This window comes from Sorangium sp. So ce426, from assembly GCF_051475585.1.
GTDB classification, from domain to species: Bacteria; Myxococcota_A; Polyangia; order Polyangiales; family Polyangiaceae; genus Sorangium; species Sorangium cellulosum_B.
In genome coordinates this window covers 5,804,968-5,822,618 of sequence record NZ_CP150341.1, presented here as the reverse complement: position 1 = coordinate 5,822,618, position 17,651 = coordinate 5,804,968, and the positions used below count along the sequence as shown (strand labels likewise).

At 71.3% G+C, this 17,651-nt stretch carries 9 protein-coding genes; 4 read left to right on the top strand and 5 right to left on the bottom strand.

Annotation, left to right across the window (positions count from 1 at the left end):
* Positions 1–46: 46 nt before the first annotated feature.
* The gene (locus tag WMF44_RS21645) at positions 47–6,061 is read right to left on the bottom strand and encodes an AAA family ATPase (protein WP_437300998.1); all 6,015 of its coding nucleotides are present in this window, start codon (positions 6,059–6,061) and stop codon (positions 47–49) included.
* Positions 6,062–6,125: 64 nt separating this feature from the next.
* Positions 6,126–7,112 carry a response regulator gene (locus WMF44_RS21640; RefSeq protein ID WP_437300997.1) on the bottom strand — a complete coding sequence of 329 codons (987 nt, stop codon included), beginning with the start codon at positions 7,110–7,112 and terminating at the stop codon, positions 6,126–6,128.
* 554 nt (positions 7,113–7,666) lie between these two features.
* Here WMF44_RS21640 and WMF44_RS21635 point away from each other — a divergent pair.
* The 4 genes from WMF44_RS21635 (at position 7,667) to WMF44_RS21620 (ending at position 14,314) form a co-directional block, all read left to right on the top strand.
* On the top strand, positions 7,667–9,367 hold the full coding sequence (locus WMF44_RS21635) for a hypothetical protein (protein WP_437300996.1): 1,701 nt from the start codon (positions 7,667–7,669) through the stop codon (positions 9,365–9,367).
* Positions 9,368–9,686: 319 nt separating this feature from the next.
* The gene (gene tkt / locus WMF44_RS21630; RefSeq protein WP_437300995.1) at positions 9,687–11,675 is read left to right on the top strand and encodes a transketolase; all 1,989 of its coding nucleotides are present in this window, start codon (positions 9,687–9,689) and stop codon (positions 11,673–11,675) included.
* A 159-nt stretch (positions 11,676–11,834) separates the two neighbouring features.
* A complete protein-coding gene (locus WMF44_RS21625; protein WP_437300994.1) occupies positions 11,835–12,773 on the top strand; it encodes an AEC family transporter in 939 nt (312 codons plus the stop codon).
* A 230-nt stretch (positions 12,774–13,003) separates the two neighbouring features.
* The gene (locus WMF44_RS21620; RefSeq protein WP_437300993.1) at positions 13,004–14,314 is read left to right on the top strand and encodes a PAS domain-containing protein; all 1,311 of its coding nucleotides are present in this window, start codon (positions 13,004–13,006) and stop codon (positions 14,312–14,314) included.
* Here WMF44_RS21620 and WMF44_RS21615 read toward each other — a convergent pair.
* The 3 genes from WMF44_RS21615 to WMF44_RS21605 form a co-directional block, all read right to left on the bottom strand.
* The gene (locus tag WMF44_RS21615; RefSeq protein ID WP_437300992.1) at positions 14,265–15,821 is read right to left on the bottom strand and encodes an Hsp70 family protein; all 1,557 of its coding nucleotides are present in this window, start codon (positions 15,819–15,821) and stop codon (positions 14,265–14,267) included. The genes WMF44_RS21620 and WMF44_RS21615 overlap by 50 nt on opposite strands.
* Before the next feature lie 62 nt (positions 15,822–15,883).
* The gene (locus tag WMF44_RS21610; protein ID WP_437300991.1) at positions 15,884–16,462 is read right to left on the bottom strand and encodes a Uma2 family endonuclease; all 579 of its coding nucleotides are present in this window, start codon (positions 16,460–16,462) and stop codon (positions 15,884–15,886) included.
* Positions 16,463–16,608: 146 nt separating this feature from the next.
* Complete coding sequence (locus tag WMF44_RS21605) at positions 16,609–17,406, bottom strand: hypothetical protein (RefSeq protein ID WP_437300990.1); 798 nt, start codon at positions 17,404–17,406, stop codon at positions 16,609–16,611.
* Positions 17,407–17,651: the final 245 nt, after the last annotated feature.

Genomic DNA, 17,651 nt, shown 5'->3' with positions numbered 1-17,651 from the left:
TCTCTCCCTCCCACCCTGGGCATCGTCCCCCGACCGAGGGGACTCGCTACATCGATTCCTGCGGATCCGCGCGGCCGTCGGCGCCGCCCGCGCCGACTGGGTCGTACGCGCCGACGAAGTCCCGCAGCTTCCGGGTCTGGTAGCTGCGTGCCAGCGTCGTGAGCTGCTCGATCCAAGGTCTGAGCCGCGGATCGTGCTGCGCCATCCGCTCCGCCTCCTCCACGATCTTGTGGACGAGCCCCTTCTTCGCGAGCGCCGACAGGATCGCCAGCTGTTCGGTCGGAGGCGGCGCGAGGTGCCCGCCGCCTCCGGGCTCCTTTGCCGGCGCATCCCGGGCGGGGGCTTCCTCGCGGCGAAGCCACTCGATGCCCAGCAACCGCGATATCTTGTCCAGGAGCGCGCTCGCCACGATCGGCTTGGGCAAGAAGTCATCGCAGCCGGCGCTGGCGCACTGCTGCCGCTCGGCCTCGGACACGCTCGCCGACGAAGCCAGGAGGACGACTTGCCGGAGCTCGGGCATGCGCCTGAGGCGACGCGCGGTCTCGTAGCCGTCCATGTCCTTCATGTACACGTCCAGCAGGATGAGCGCCGGCGCGCGCTGCGCCGCCATGCGCAGCGCCGCCTCACCGCCGTCCGCCTCGCGCAGCTCGAAGCCGAGCGGGCCGAGGAGCCCGCGCACCACCGCGCGATTGTCGGAATTGTCGTCCACGATGAGTATCGTGCGGCGCTCCCCCGGATAGCCGACGATCGTGTCCCACCCCCTGGCGTCGCCTGGGCTCGCCGCGAGCTGCGCCTCGGCGAGCGGGAGCGTCACGGTGAAGACGCTGCCCTCGCCGATCTCGCTCTGCACCTCGATCGCACCACCCATCTGTTGCACGAGCTTCCTCGTGATGGCGAGGCCAAGCCCTGTGCCCTCGCTCTTCGCGCGCAGCTCCCCCACCTGCTCGAAGGGCTCGAAGATGCGGGACAGGTGCTCCGGGGCGATCCCAGGACCCGTATCCTCGATCCGGAACCGCACCATCCGCCCTGCGGGGACGGTCTCCTCCAGCACCTCGACATGGAGGGACACGCCTCCTCGCTCGGTGAACTTGATGGCATTGCCGAGGAGGTTCAAGAGCACCTGCATCAGCCGCTTCTCGTCGGCGCGGACGGCCTCCAGCGCAGGGCCGCGCAGCTCATGGGAGAACGTGATCCCCTTCGCTTCGGCGCGCACCCGGCACAGGTCGACCACCGTCCGCACGAGCGCAGGCAACCGGAACTCCGTCAGGACGGAGTCCATCTTGCCCGCCTCGATCTTGGCCAGGTGCAGCAGGTCATTGATGAGCGAGAGCAGGTGCTCGCTCGACTTCTGGATGACCCGCAGGCCCTCCCGCCACGCCGGCGGGACGTCGGGCGTCCTCTCCAGGATCTGGGCATGACCCATGATCCCGTTGAGCGGCGTCCGCAGCTCGTGGCTCATGCTGGAGAGAAAGTCGCTCTTGGCCTGGCTGGCGCGCTCCGCGGCCTCCTTGGCGACGCGGAGCTCGGCGGTGCGCTCCTTGATCTTGGCCTCCAGGTCCCGGTAGAGGAGGGCGTTCTCCACGGCGATGGCGGCCTGCGCGGCGAGCACCGACAGGAGCTCCACCCGCCGCTCGGGGAACGCCGCGGGCACCTCGCGATGCTCGAGGTAGAGCACGCCCACGAGGCGCCCTCGATGCGACAAGGGGAGCGAGAGGAGCGAGAGCACGGAGCGCGAGGCCAGGTGCGGATCGGCCGCGAAGCGCGCGTCCGACCTGGCGTCGTCCACCACGACCGGCTCGTTCGTGCGCGCCACGTAGTGCGCCACCGTCCTCGCCACCTCGCTGCTCTGCGAGAGCGGCTCGGACAGGCCCGTCTCGATGCGGCCTCCCTCCACCGAGAGCCGCGCCACGACCGAGAGCTCTTCGCCTTCGCCCAGCAGCAGGACGCCGCGCTGCGCCCCGGCGCTCTCCAGCACGAGCTCCATCAGACGCCCGACGACCCGCTCCGGATCGAGCTCGCTCGACAGCGCCTGCGCCGCGCGCACCGCGGTGTTCACGTCGAGCTGCGCGCCGCCGGTGACCCCCGTGGTGGTCAGCGTGGCGACGCCCGTCGTGCGGCGGCGCTCCGCCGTCGCGGGCTGGGCAGGCGCACGGAGCAGGGCCGGCCATCTCGCCTCCAGGTGGGCCACCACGGCGTGCGCTTCCCAGCGAACATAAGCGTCCCTGGCCTCGCGCAGGTACAGCGCGGCGATACGGCTCCTGCCCGCCTCGAGGTGAAACTCGGCGCAGAGCTGCGCCGCCAGGGCTTCGATGTGAAAGAACCGCTGCTCCCGCGCGAGCTCGATGGCCTCGTCGTACCTGGCCATGGCCTCGTCGGTCTTGCCCTGCACGCGGGCGTGCTCGGCCTCGAGCAGGCGCAGCTTGTGGAGGAAATTGTCCGCGCTCCCCTCGGCGAAGTACCTCAGCCGCGCGAGGCCTTGCTCGATGTCGTCGCGGAGCCCGGCCCGCTCCGCCGCGTCCGCGACCTCCGGCCAGCACCTCGCGGCCGCGAGCGCGAGCCAGAGCGGTATGTCCGTGACCGGGGGAAAGCCGAAGATGGACACGCGGAGCTGCTCGGCCTCCCGCGCCCGCGAGAGGGCCATCGGGTACGCGCCGGCGACGAGGAACAGGTGCGCCTCGAGGATGCGCGCCAGCTCGGCTGCCATCCCGTCTCCGTCAGCCAGGAGGGAGCGCGAGCCCCGTGAGAGCGGCTCGTCCGACAGGAGCCTCCCCGCGCCGCCGGCGGTCGTCAGGAGGTCGCACCACGACGCGATCGCCTCGAAATAGTGCGTCCCGAGCGCGGTCCCCGCGCGCTGCATCAACCCCCAGCGCGCCGCCCGGTGCGCCTCGAGCTGCCCGAGCGGCTGGCCGCGCCACACGCGGTAGTAGAACAGGTCGCCTTCCAGCCCCCAGCTCGCCCCCTGGAACGAGCCGACCTTCAGGCCGGTCGCGCAGGTTCGCTCGAAGATGGGCCCCATTTCATCCGCGGGGCGGGCGTAGGCCGTGTACTGCCCCTGGAAGGACAGACACTCTGCCAGAAAGGGCGACGCGACGCGCTCGGCTGCGCGCACGCCAGGGCCGACCCAGCACGCGGCGCGACGATACATGCCTGTGGTGAGCGACCAGACGTTCGCGAAGCAAACGATGATGAAGGGAGAGACCGGCGTGAGCGCGCGCCGCTCTCGCACCCTCAGCACGGCGCGGGCGATCACGAGCCCGGACAGCACCGGCGCACCGCCGATCGCCGCGCACACCATGAGGTGCATCGTCAGCGCATCGATGAGCACCTGCTCCGGGGAGGGATCGAGGGGCATCCGCTCGAACGCGTCCGGGTCGCGCTCGAACCATCGATCCAGCTCGGCGGACTCCTCGAGGAGCGCGGCGCGGCGCGCCTCGTCCGCGCCCGGAAATGCGATGTCCTGCTCCGTGAGCGCGGCGAGCCCGAGCTCGACCCCTCGCGCGAACTGGCCCGCCGCCTGGGCGCTGCGGACGCGCATCTCGTGCGCCGAGAGCCTCGTGAGCGCCGGCAGCGGCCTGGCGAGCAGCCGCGCGCACCGCGCCTCGACGTCGTCGAACTCCCGCAGCAGAAAGGCCCCCTCGATCTGCTCGAGCGCGAGCTCCGCGCACAGCGGCGCGTCCTTGCGCCAGGCGTCATCGCCCAGCAAGCCCTGCGCGGTCTCGGCGAGGCTCAGGAGGAGCCGGTACGAGCTCGCCGCCTTCGCGGCGCGCGCGGCCTCGAGGTTCAGCCGCGCCAGCGCCTCGCGCTCACCTGCGGAGTCCATCCGCGCCGAGCCCAGGTTGAGGTGCCGCACCAGCTCCAGGAGCTCTTGCGGTGTGCCCCCCTTCGCCCGATGCCGCGCCCACAGCCGCCGGCCGATCTCCAGGTGCGCTAGGACGCGCTGCGCCGGCGGGGCCCGCTCGTAGCTCGCCTGCTGCACGCGGTCGTGCAAGAAGCGGTAGTCAGCGTCGAGCGCTCCTTCTCCAGTCCCGGTTCCGGTCCCGGCCTCTCCCAGCGCCTGCGCGGTCCGGTAGGCTCCATCGGCCGGCACCACCAGCTCCTCCCGCAGGGCGGGCCAGAGCGCGCCGGTCACCCGGGCGCGCTCCCATCCGCTGAGCCGCTCCAGGTCGTGGAGGTGGAAGGCGTGCCCCGCGCACGCCGCGAGCCCCAGGAGCTGCTGTGTCGCTTCAGGCATCTCGAGCAGCTTGTCCGTCAGGAGGGCGACGACGTTGTCGGTCACCTGCGCCTGCTCGATCTCCTTCTGGCCCCAGCGCCACGCGCCGCTTTCCGGGTCCCGCGCCACCTTGCCCTGCCGGTGCAAGGACAGCAGCAGCTGCTCCATGAAGAACGGGTTTCCTCGCGTTTTTTGCCCCAGGATGCGCGAGAGCGGCTCCACCCGCGCCGCCTCGCTGTTCAGCGCCCGGGCTGCCCATGCCTGCACGTGCTCCGCCGACAGGGGGCGCACCGACATCCTCGACACCCTCGCCCCGCTCTCCTCGACCGACGCCACGAGCCTCCACAGCGGGTGCTCGGGGGGCGCCTCGTTGTCGCGGTACGCCGCGATCACGAGCAGCTCTCTCCGCTCTGCGTCGGTCAGCAGCGTCCTCAGGATCTCCAGCGTGGCGCTGTCGGCCCACTGCATGTCGTCGAGGAACATCACGAGCGGCGCGTTCGGCGTCGTGACCGCCCGCACGAAGCTCAGCCAGGTCAGCCTCTGGCGTGCGAGCACCTGCTCGCCGTGCACCGGCGGCACCGGCGCGAGCTTGCCCATGATGAGGTCGAGCTCCGGCACCACGTCGGCGATGAGCCGGGCGTTGTCCCCCACGTCGGCCCTGATTCGCTCCTGCCACGCCGTGAGCGCCGGCCTCGGGCTCGCCAGCCACTGCTGCATCAGCGCCCCGAACGCCTGCGCCATGGCCGCGTAGGGCGTCGACCGCGCGAGCTGGTCGTGCTTGCCCGAGATCAGGAGCCCGCGCCCCGCGCGCGCGATGTCCTGGTAGACGGTGCGCACGAGCGCCGTCTTGCCGATGCCGGACGGGCCGCCGATGAGCACGAGCTCCGCCGCGCCCCCGGCGGCGCGGGCGAAGGCCGCGCCCAGGAGATCGCGCTCGTGCTCCCGCCCGACGAGGACGTCCGGCAGCCGCAGCCTCTGCGAGAAATCCTTGTCCCCGAGCGTGAAGCGCTCCACCGCGCCGCCCGCTCGCCACATGCGCAGCGCTCGCTCCAGGTCCTCCGCTGCCCCCTTGGCCGTCTGATACCGCCGGTCAGGGTTCTTCGCGAGGAGCCTGGTCACGATCGCCGCGAGGCCCGGAGGCACGTCGGGGGCGACCTCGTCGAGGGACGGCGGCTCCTTGGCCAGGTGCGCGTGCACCAGCGAGAGCGGGTCGCGCTCGGTGAACGGCAGCCGCCCCGAGAGCGCCTCGAAGAGCGTCACTCCGAGCGAGTACAGATCGGTGCGGGGATCGAGCGCTCGCGCCGTGCGGCCCGTCTGCTCGGGCGACATGTACGCCAGTGTCCCCTCGAGCCCTTCGGGGATGCTCGCCGCCGTCGCCTCCAGCGGCAGCGACGAGGCGATGCCGAAGTCGAGCAGCTTGACCTGCGCGTACGCCGCGTCGACCAGCACGTTCTGGGGTTTGATATCCTTGTGTGTTATGCCGGCCGCGTGCACGGCCTCGAGGGCTCGAGCGAGGAGCGCTCCCAGCCTCAGCCCCGCTTCCACCGGCAGGCGCCCGCGCTCGGCGAGCTCTAGATCCAGCGACCGGAAGCCGGGGTCCTCGATCACCAGCGCGACCGTGCCGCCCCGCGGCAGGAGCTCCCGCGCCCGCGCCACCCCTGACACCTCGCTCAGCTGTGTCAGGATGTGATGCTCATGCAGGATGCGCCCCGTCACGCGCGCGCTCGGCGCGGCCGCCACGGGGAGCTTGAGCACCACCCTGTCGCCGGAGGGACGATGGACCGCGCGGCACACGCGGGTCTCGGCCCCTTCGTGCATCACCTCCCCCACAACGTAGTCTCTCAGATCCATCCCGGTTCAGCTCCTCTTCGGGGCCGGCGGAGACGCCGGGCGAACAACGGAATTCTCCGGTACTTCAGCGCTCGGGCTTGCGCTGGCGGCGGTCGCGTGTCCGCAGCGCGTGCTCCACGCCCGACTGCAGGGTGGCCTTCGTCACGAGCTGTTCGAGCTGCAGATCGAGCGCCACGAGCGTTTGCGCTACCTCTGCGCGGATGCCCGTGACGACCGTTTGCGTGCCGAGCAGCGAGAGCCCCATCGCGGCTTGCACGAGCATGCGCGCAACCGTCTCATCTACTGCTTTCACGCCGGTGATGTCAATGATGAGATAGTCCGCCCTGCGCTCGCTCGCCCCGCGCAGCGCTGTCTCGACCGCCTGTCCGGCGCGCTCGACGTCCACCGCGCCGATGAGGGGCATCACGAGGACGCCATCGATCATCGGGATGAGCGGAGCGGACAGCTCGAGGAGCCGCTCCCGCTGGGCCGCGATGATCTGCTCTTGCAGCGCCGCCCTGGCCGCCTCGGCGCGCTCGCTCTGCGTCAGCTGCTGCGAGAGCCGCTCGTTCGTGTCGCGCAGCATCTGCACGGCCTGCGCCAGCGCCTCCTCCGCCTTGGCGCGCTCCCGGATCTCCTCCGAGAGCCTCGTATTGCGCTCCTCGAGAGCCCGCGTTGCGCGCCGGAGCGAGATCTGGGTGTGCACCCGCGCCAGGAGCTCGGTCTTCTCGAACGGCTTTGTCACATAGTCGACGGCGCCCACGCGGAAGCCCTGGAGCCTGAACCTCGCTTCAGCGAGCGCCGTCATGAAGATGACGGGGATGCCCTGCGTCGCCGGATCGGCCTTGAGCCGCCGGCACGTCTCGAACCCGCTGAGGCCGGGCATCAGCGCGTCGAGCAAGACGAGGTCCGGCTGGGCCCGGCTGACCAGCTCGATCGCCTCCTCCCCGTCGCGCGCGACAGCGACCTCCAGGCCATCCGACATGAGCGCGTGCGACAGCACGGTCAGGTTGTCCGCGCTATCGTCCACGATGAGGACGAGGCCAGAGAGCGGCGTTTCTTGTTCTTGCATGGGTCTCTGCCGGCTCAGCGCGATCGCGCGAGCCTCGTGCGCCCGGTCGGCGTGCCCCAACGGACGGCGAGCGAGCAAATGCGTACACTGTGAGCCGGCGGCCCCATCACAGGAAACATTCCGTCTTCTCTTCTTCCGTTCGTACCACGGGCTGTTCAGCCTTAACATACCCTTTGTAGGCGGAAGCGGAGAGGGTTGTAGGGTGCGGTGGAGAGGGTAGGCTGAGCCACACGGGTCATCCATTCCATCGACGTACGCATGAGTACGCATGAGATGGGCGGTTTTCGCCTCGTTCCGAGGTCCCATGTCGGCTCGCCTCACTTGCTTTCCTCCGCGAGGAGGCCTCCGCTTTTTTCGGCTCTCACGCTCCATCGGGCTTCTCGCGAGATGAATGTGCGCACGCGCCGGCGCATCTAGCGCCTCGTGGCCCGCGCTCCTCTCGCGTCCAGAACCAGGGAAGCGCTCGGGAACCCGTCGTCAATACGCGGATCGGAAAGGTGGAGCACGTGAGGCACGGAGATGCTCGGGTGTGGCAGGGGCTAAGAGGGGCTGCGATGCTCGGGATGGCGCTGACCCTCGGCTGCACGACCGGCGGCGGCCAGGGAGGCGCGGGGGGAGAGCCGGCGACCGGCGGCGGCCAGGGAGGCGCGGGGGGAGAGCCGGCGACCGGCGGCGGCGGGCAGGGAGGCGCGGGGGGAGAGCCGGCGACCGGCGGCGGCGGGCAGGGAGGCGCGGGAGGAGAGCCGGCGACCGGCGGCGGCGGGCAGGGAGGCGCGGGGGGAGAGCCGGCGACCGGCGGCGGCGGGCAGGGAGGCGCGGGGGGAGAGCCGGCGACCGGCGGCGGCGGTGGCGGCACAGCGGTTTGCGAGCCGGGGTCGCACCTGAGCTGCTATTCGGGGCTACCGGGGACGCAAGGCGTGGGGCTCTGCACCGCCGGTGTTCAGACCTGCCTACCAGACGGATCTGGCCATGGCCCGTGCACCGGCGAGATCACGCCGTCAGCTGAAGACTGCGCCTCGGAGGCCGACGAGGACTGCGATGGTACGGGGCAATGCTCGCTTCCGCCGCTTTGGTCCGCCGCGCTGGGCGGCGCCGGCGCTGACGCCGCCTACGGCGTCGCGACGGACGCCGCGGGCAACCTCTATGTGACGGGCGCGTTCGTGGGGACGGTCGATTTCGGGGCGGGGCCGCTCGTGAGCGCAGGATCCGCGGACGTGTTCGTGCTCAAGCTCGACCCGGCAGGCCATGCGATATGGAGCAGACGATTCGGCAGCAGTCCGTACGGGGAAGCCGGAACCAAGATCGCGCTCGACGCGAGCGGCAACATCCTCCTCGGCGGGACCTATGGCGGCGCCACCTTCGACGGGCCGCCGCCTGTGGACTTCGGAAGCGGCCCGCTCCCCTGGGCCTATGACTTCTCGCCGAGCGCCGTCTTCTTCGTCAAGCTCGATCCGGACGGGAACCACCTCTTCAGCCACGGATACATCACCGGGAGCACCGCGAGCTCGATCAACCTGCGAGACATCGCGGCAGGCGCCGGGGGCACCTCCGCTGCGCTGTTCGTCTACCCGAGCTCCGTCGACACCGGCATGAGCGTGAGAACCTACGATGCGGCGGGCGAGTACATGTGGGGCTTCTCCCATCGGTCGTTCGACAGCCCGGGCGGGATCGCCATGGACAGCGCCGGCAACGTCCTCTTGGCCATGGGGCACACCGAGGGCCCAGGGTTATGCCCCTGCGCCTACTATTTCCATGTCGAGAAGCGAGACCCTGCGGGCACCACGCTCTGGCGAAAGCTCCTGTCCGGACCGTCGGCGCCGAACTTCTCGGATGACGGAGGAGTGGCAAAGGACGTCGCCGTCGACCCCGAAGATAATGTCGTGGTCGTGGGCCGCAGCCTAGGAAATCTGGATCTCGGCGGTGGGCCAGTCCCCGCCGGAACACACTTCGTGCTGAAGCTGAGCCCGCTCGGCGACTATCTCTGGCACCGAGAGGCTCCGAGCGACGCCGTGGTCACGGACTCCGCCGGCAACATCCTCGTCCTGGGAGCGCAGTCCCTCGTCAAGCTCGATGCTTCCGGCGCGGAGCTCTGGCGCCGCACGTTCACGGGCACGCCCGCCACGATACGAGGCTTGACGACCTATCGCGCCGACCGCATCGCGCTCGTCGGCGACTTCACGGGTACAGCCGACTTCGGCGCCGGCCCGCTCACCGCCGCGGGCAAGGACGGCTTCGTCGCGGTCTCCGCCCCCTGACGCACGCGAGCGCGCCGGCGTCGGGCGTGCTCCGCGGCGGCTCGGTCCAGGCTGGGCGACCCCGACGACGGCCCAGGTGGGGGTGAAAGCACGACCAGCGGCCGGGGCTCCGTGAGCGCCAGCTGGAGCGACGTTCGCCGAGGGGGGATTGATGACCGGCTCGACCCGATCTCCGCTCCGCGGCCCCGCGCGCCTCACGAGCGCCTGGACAGTCACGCGAGCGCCGAGGCGCGCTCGGCGCGGTCCAGGCGCCGGGCGGCGGGGTGGGGGGCCTCGCGAAGGGGCGCGCTTCGCGACGAAGTAGGTTAGAGTGCGCGCCATGCCTGATTTCGCCAAGCTCGCCGCCGCGGCCTCGATCGCCCGCGGCCTCGCCATGGATGCCGTCCACGCCTGCTCATCCGGTCACCTCGGCCTACCGCTAGGGGCCGCCGAGATCGGCGCCGCGCTCTACGGCGACATCCTCCGCCACGATCCGAGCGAACCGCACTGGTTGAACCGCGATCGCTTCGTCCTGTCCGCCGGTCACGGCAGCATGTTCCTCTACGCCTGGCTGCACCTCTCGGGCTATCCGGTGTCCCTCGACGACGTCCGCCGCTTCCGGCAGTGGGAGTCGAAGACGCCCGGCCACCCGGAGTACCATTACACCGAGGGCGTCGAGGCGACGACGGGCCCGCTCGGCCAGGGCGTGGGCAACGCCGTCGGGCACGCGGTGGCCGCCAAGATGCTCGCCGCGCGTTACAACACGCCCGAGCACACGATCTTCGATCTCAACGTCTACTGCCTCGCCGGCGACGGCTGCCTCCAGGAGGGCGTGGCCGCCGAGGCGGCCTCCTTCGCGGGGCACTTCAAGCTCGACAACCTGATCCTCATCTACGACGCCAACGACGTCACCCTCGACGCGATGGCGATCAAGACCCAGAGCGAGGACACGGCCAAGCGCTTCGAGGCCTACGGCTTCGAGGTGCTCCACATCGAGCAGGGCAACGATCTGGCGGCCGTCCACCGGGTGCTCGCCGAGGCGCGGGCGTCGAAGAGCGGAAAGCCGAAGTTCGTCGTCGCCCACACCCTCATCGGCAAGGGGATCCCGGAGGTCGCCGGCACGCAGAAGGCGCACGGCGAGGGCGGCGCCAAGTTCGTGGATCAGGCCCGCAAGAACCTGGGGCTGCCCGCGGAGCACTTCTACGTCAGCGAGGAGGTGAAGCAGTTCTTCGCGACGCGCAAGGAAGAGCTCGCCAAGGTGCGGGGGGCGTGGGAGGCGACCTTCCAGGCCTGGCGCGCGAAGAACCCGGAGCTCGCCCGCCAGCTCGACGACGGCCTCGCGAAGAAGCTCCCCGCGGACCTCGACGCGCGCGTCCCCGCCTTCGCCGCCGGCACCAAGGTCGCCACGCGCAAGGCCGGCGAGACCGTGCTGCAGGCGGTCGCCGAGGCGGTGCCCGCGCTCATCGGGTCGAGCGCCGACCTCTACGGCTCGACGTTCAACTACATCGCGTCGAGCACCGACTTCGATCCGGAGCACCCCGGCGGCCGGAACATCCGCGCCGGCATCCGCGAGCACGGCATGGGCGCGATCATGAACGGCATCGCGTACCACGGCGGCCTTCGGCCGAGCGGCGCGACGTTCCTCGTGTTCGCGGACTACCTGCGGCCGAGCGTCCGCCTGGCCGCGCTGTCGCACCTGCCGGTCATCTACATCTTCACGCACGACTCGGTGGGCGTGGGCGAGGACGGGCCGACGCACCAGCCCGTCGAGACCGTCGCCGGGCTGCGCGTCATCGTCGATCTGGACGTCATCCGGCCGGCGGACGCCGAGGAGACGGCCGGCGCCTGGATCTCCGCGCTGGAGCGCAGCGACGGCCCGACGGTCCTCGCGCTCACGCGCCAGGCCGTCCCGCTGCTTCCGGGCGACGCCGCCGCCAAGCGCGAGGGCGTCCGGCGCGGCGCCTACGTCCTTGTCAAGGAGACGGCGGCGCTCGAGACCATCCTGATCGCGACGGGCAGCGAGGTGCAGCACGCCGTCGAGGCCGCGAAGCGCATCGGGCCCGGCGTCCGCGTCGTCTCGATGCCCTGCGTGGAGCGGTTCGCGCGCCAGGATCACGCCTACCGCGAGGCCGTGCTGCCCGCCGCGTGCACGCGGCGCGTGTCCATCGAGGCGGGCGTCACCTTCGGCTGGCACCGGTGGGTCGGCTCCAAGGGGATCGCCCTCGGCATCGACCGCTTCGGCACGAGCGCCCCTGGCGACATCGTGATGGACCGGCTGGGCATGAACGCCCAGGCGGTGGTGCAGGCCGTGCAGGACCTCGTGCCCTGACCCCCTGAAGAAGCGCGGGAGCGCCGGGACGCAACGTTCCTCGGCGCTCCTGGCGCTGTCTCGATCTCCCACCCCGCTGCCTCCCCACCCCGCTGCCGGCCGGCCGCATGACCGGCGAGAGCGCTGGACGCCGCCCGCCGCCGAGCTAAAAGCGGGCCCGTGCCGTCGGGCGACCTGATCTCGCAGCTCCTGGCCCTCTTCGCGGTGCTCGGGGTCGGCGTGCTGCTGCGCGCGCTGGGCCGGGCCGGCCAGGCGGACGCCGCCGTGCTGCACCGGCTGGTCATCGACGTCACCACGCCCGCGCTGATCGTCACCGTGCTCCGCCGCTCGGGCATCGGCCACGGCGCGTGGGGCGCGGTCGCCGCGTCGACGGTCGCGCTCTTCGCGTCCGCCCTCGCGGGGGTCGCGGTGGCGCGGGCGCTCGGGCTCCCGCGCGCCGCGCAGGGCGCCGCCGGCCTCGTCGGCAGCTTCTCCAACACCGGCTTCCTCGGCGTGCCCGTCGTGCTGGCCCTCTACGGCGACGCGGGCGGCGCGGCGGGGACGGCGATCCTCGTCGACAGCATCGTCACCGCGTTCCTCCTGTGGACCTTCGGCGTCGCGCTCGCCGCGCGCATGGGCGGGGGCGGCGGCGGGGATGGGCGGGGCCTGCTCGCGGTGCTCCTGCACCCCAACGTGCTGTCGATCGCCGTCGGCCTCACGCTCCACGCGGCGCCGATCCCGCTGCCTGTGTGGCTGGAGCACGCGCTCGGCGCGCTCGGGAGCGCGACCCCGACGCTCGTGTTCCTCGCGCTGGGCCTCAGCCTCGACCTCGGTTCGCTCCGCGGCCGCGTGCGCCCGCTCGCGGCCGTCGCCGCCGTGAAGCTGCTCCTGTCGCCCGCTGTCGCGCTCGGCGCCGCGGTCGCGCTCGGCCTGAAGCGGCCCTCTTCCGAGGTGGCGGTGCTGCAGTCCGCCATGCCGACGTCCATGGTGTCCGTGATCGTCGCCGCGCGGTACGGCTGCGATGGCCAGTTCGCCGCGGCCACCGCGGTCGTGACCACGCTCGGTGCGCTGGCGACCCTGCCGATCCTGGTCGAGGCGCTGCGCCGGATCGTCCCGTAGCGCGCACTCCGCTTCCCCGCTCATCAACGCGGCGACCCCACGCGGCCTGACGCGACCCATAGCGCAGGTCCCGCGCAGGTGTGGGCGCCACCACGCGCTCAATCGCTGAAAGCCAAGCTCAGCAAATCGGCTTGGCAATGCTGGACGGAACATGTAACTGTCCAGCGTGTAATAATGAATGTCTACGACCTGGGCGCGATGGCCACTCGCGAGCTGAAAAGGTAGAGCCGATGACCCCGGGAGGCACGGACATCGAGGGACTGCAGGCTGAGCTGGAGCGGCTCCGCTGCGAGGTCAAGGCGCTGGAGCAGCGCGCCCAGGCCGCGGAGGCGCAGGCGGCGCTGTACCAGGGCGTCTTCGAGCACCTGCCGGTCCCGTCGGCGCTCTACGGCGCCGACGGCGCACTCGTGGACATCAACCGACGGAACCGCGAGATACTGGCCGTTCCGTCGAAGGAGGCCATGGTCGGCAAGCACAATATGTACGAGGACCCTGTCGCCTTGGCGGGCGGATACACTGCCCACTTCGATCAGGTGATCCGGAGCGGCGGAGGCGTGATCATGGCGCCGACCGCGTACAACACGGCCGACGCCGGCCTCGAGCGCACCGAGGACCGCACCGTCTGGACCGAGACCAGGATGTCGGCGGCCGACGTGGGCGGCGCGCGCTACGTGATCGGGATCAACCTCGACGTGACCGACAGGATGCGCGCCCAGCAGGCGTACCAGGACAGCGCGGCATTCGTCACCGCAATCGTGGAGCACGCGCCCAGCGCCGTCTACGTCAAGGATCTGAACGGCCGCTACGCGCTCGTCAACAGGCACTTCGAGCGGCTCATGGGCCTCTCCCGCGACGCGGTGCTCGGGCGCGCCGATCCCGATGTCATGCCCTCGGAGCTCGCCGAGGCGTTCGCGCAGTTGGACCGGCAGGTCATCGCGACGGAGGCGCCGCTCGTCAAGGAGGAGCAGCTCCTGCTCGATGGCCGCGTCCATGCCTTCGTGACAACGAGGTTCCCGCTGCGGGATTCACGAGGCAGGCTGCATGCTGTGTGCGGGATCTCCGTGGAGGTCACCGAGAGCCGAGCGGCCGAGGCCGAGGCTCAGCGGCTTCAGGACGAGATCATCCACCTGCAGGAGGCCAGGCTGCGCGCCCTCTCCACGCCGCTGCTGCCGATCGCGCCCGGCGTGGTGGTGATGCCGCTCATCGGCAACATCGACGCGCCGCGGGCCCAGCAGGTGCTCGAGATCCTGCTGGCAGGCATCGTCGCCCACCAGGCCTCGATGGTGATCCTCGACGTCACGGGCGTGCCGACCATCGACACCCAGGTCGCGAGCGCGCTGGTGCGGACGGCGCGCGCGGTGAGCCTGCTCGGCGCGCAGGTGCTCCTGACGGGGATCCAGCCCGCCATCGCGCGGACGCTCGTCGAGCTCGGGGCGGATCTGGGCGGGCTCCTCGTGCGGTCCACGCTCGATTCGGGCATCGCCTATGCCCTCACGCCCCGACCTGGTAGACGCGCCGGTACCCCGCCTCCACGTCCGTGATCGTCACCTCGACGATCCCGTGTGAGGTGATCGCGTACTGCTCCTCGATCAGCGGCCCCTCGCTGCCCATCCGCTCGACGGTCACCCCGCCGAGCTCGGCGGCGCGGTCGCGGAGCCGCCTGTCGAAGGGGAATACGATCTCGTTGAAGGCCGTGATGTCGCCGTGCGGCACGCCGAGCCGGTCGAGCGCGGCGCACTCGACGAACCGGTAGCGGCCGACGTTGTGCGCCGCCCGGTACACCCGCCGCGAGACCACCGGCGCCTCGTGGCTCGACGGGATGCGCGCCTCCCGGTCGAAGATCGGGTCGAAGACCACCTCGTCCCCGCCGCTGCCCTCCCGGAACACCCCGAAGTGGCGCGAGAGCCGGTCGGAGAGCTCGAAGCCCGCGTCCTCGTCGACGGCGATGGCCAGGCCGATCGCGATGGCCGCCGAGGGGTAGGGGGAGCGATGGACGCGGCGCCCGAAGCGCTCGCGCAGCGTCCGCGCGACGATGGGCAGCGAGCTCGCGCCGCCGACGACGTAGATCCCCGCGATGTCGGCGAGCGCCTCGCCCGCGCCGGCGTCGAGGCGCGCGATCACCGGCTGCATCGCCGTGATGGTCGACTCCACGAGGGGCACGCACCGGTCGTAGTAGTCGGCGGTCGCGATCGTCACCTCGCTGGCGGGCGAGAGGTCGCCGAGGCACGCCTCCAGGTCGATCACGATGCGCCGGGAGTTCGGGTTGAGCCGCTCCTTCGCCTCGCGGCACTGGTCCACGAGCGCCGCGAGCGCGCGCGCCGGCAGCCCCTCACGCTCGATCTTCTCGATCTTGCCCGCGTCGAGCGCCATCGAGGCCAGCGCGGCGTCGAAGTCGTCGCCGCCGAGGTGGTTCAGGCCCGCGGTCGTCACGGCGTCGTGGCTGCGCCCGGTCATGTGGACCAGCGACGCGTCGAACGTCCCGCCGCCGAGGTCGTAGACGACGATGTGCTCGCGCTTCGACGTGATGGTGCTGCGGTGGCGGTGCGTGTACTCGAAGCCGGCGGCCGACGGCTCGTTCAGGAGCGCGATGACCTCGAAGCCGGCGCGGCGGAAGGCGTCGAGCGTCACGAACCGCTGCGACCCGTGCGCGTTCGCCGGGGTCGCCACGACCGAGATGAGGCGCCCGTCGTCGTCCTTCTTGGGCCCGTTCGACCGGTTCAGGACGGCGTCGCGGAGCGACCCGAGGAAGAGGGTCAGGAGATCGAGCACCCTGAGCTTCGTCCCGCCGATCTCGACCTCGACGTCGGGCGACGCGCGCGGGCCGGAGAGCACGCGCTTGAACGACCGGAGCACGGTCCACTCGGGGTCCGAGGCGACCGCGAGGGCGTCGAAGCCGAACCGGAGCTCCCCCCGCCGCTCGGCGGCCACGGAGGGGTAGAAATCCACGGTGTCCCCCGCCGCGTCCTGGAAGCTGACGACAGGGTAGTTTCCGCGATCGCAGCACGCGACCACGGTCCGTGTGGTTCCGAAATCGATCCCGAGGCGCAAGGTAGGGTCTCCTCCGGCCCCATGCTGCCACATCCGGCCGCCCGCGGTGAAACTCTGCGAGGTCAGTCGGCTTCTATCTCGAAGGCGCCGTCGTAGATGGCGTCGACCGAGATCTGGGCGCCGTTCGCCAGGGCGATCGTATCGCCCCGCTCGAGCACGCGATACCGCCAGGAGCCGTCCCCCTCGCGTCGATAGTGCTCGATACGCACGTGCCATGGTGAGACGAGCAGGTAGTCCGTCAGGCAGGGGAGCCGCTGGTACCCTTCCCACTTCTCGCCCCGATCGAAGGCCTCGGTGCTGCGCGAGAGCACCTCCACGATGGCAGTGGGGTTCGAGAGGACGTCGCCGGCGCCTGGCTCGGTCTGCACGCCGCCGCGCACGACGACGACATCCGCGTAAACGTAGCGCTCTCCCTGTCTGGCCGAGATCCGTTGATCGGACGAGAGCACGTGGCACCCCCTGCCGCGCACGGCCGCGCGGAGCTCTGCGCCCGCGGCGGTCGACAGGAAGTTGTGCCGCGGGCTGCCGCCGGCCATCGCGAAGACCTCACCGAGGTGGTACTCGTGCTTCGCGGGCTGCTCGCGCTCCCACGCCAGGTACTCGGCGGCGCTCATGCGTCGGCTGGCGGCGCCATCGCCCATGGCACGCAGCTTAGCGCAGCGGGCGAGGGCTGGCGACAGACGGGGGACGGCTGGCGCGCCGCCGCCACATCGGCTCGGCGCGCCGGCGATCGCGGCGCCGCCGCGGGCAGCGCGTGCTGGCGCAGGTCCTGGGATCCCCGTGAAGCTCAGCTCATCGGCTCGCCTTCCTCCGCGTCGGCCCAGAGCACCTTGCGCTCGTACACCCACCCGCTCGTGGACAGCTCCAGGCGGACCAGCGCGAGCTCCGCTTCATGGCCGCCGACGCAGCCGTCGAGCGCGTGACGCCGATCGACGACAGCTGCCAGCCGCCGCGGGCCGTCGCTCCACCGTGCGGCAGGTGCTCCGCGCTGCAGCTCGTCGCGGACGTGCCCTGGTGTGCGGCCGCCGAGGCGCTCGTCGATGAACTGCTCGGCTTCTCCGCCGAAGAGCACGCGTGGGAGCGTGAACTCGTGGCTGCCGAGCCCCTGAAACACCGCGAGCAGGTCCAGCACACCGAAGGCGCCGGCCATGGACTCGAGGAGCGCTGAGTCGGCGGCCCTCCAGAGATCGCGATGTACGAACCTCGCGAGATCGATGTCGCCTGGCTGCGGCGGCGCCTCGCCGCGCACGCGCTGGACGAGCGCCGCCCACCCGTCCCCGCCAGGGGCGCTGTCGAGAGCGCAGCCGCGCAGGTGCTCGAGGCGCATCCGATCCGCCGGCTCCGCATGCATAGCCCCCTCGCGCGCTCGATCCTCGAGGGCATCTCGGGGCACGACGCCTCCCGCCAGGGCCCACGTGAGCGCCCGCCGCGCGGGAACGTAGATGTATCGGTTCTCTCCTCTCTCGAAGAGGATGAGGTTGCGGCGCTGGTATTGCCAGAACCACTGGCTCACTCCGGTGACGGACCACGAATCCAAGAGCCCCGGAGGGTCGATGCGCACCGTATCGAGCTCGCTGGTCTTCAAGTAGGGCTCTTGGGCCCCGAGCATCAACGCGGTCAGCGCTGTGTCGGAGGTGACGACATCGCCGGCAGCGTGGGGTGGCGAGCCGTCGCGCCGCGGCTCGCCGCGAGGGGCCGGCGTCCTGTAGCAGGAATGGCTGATCCGCGAAGGCTCATGGCTCGAGGGCTCGACGGCTCGCCCGAGCAGCGTTGCCCGCAACCATTGACGGAAGCTCCATCGATCACCCATCGGGTCGAAGATAGCGACGA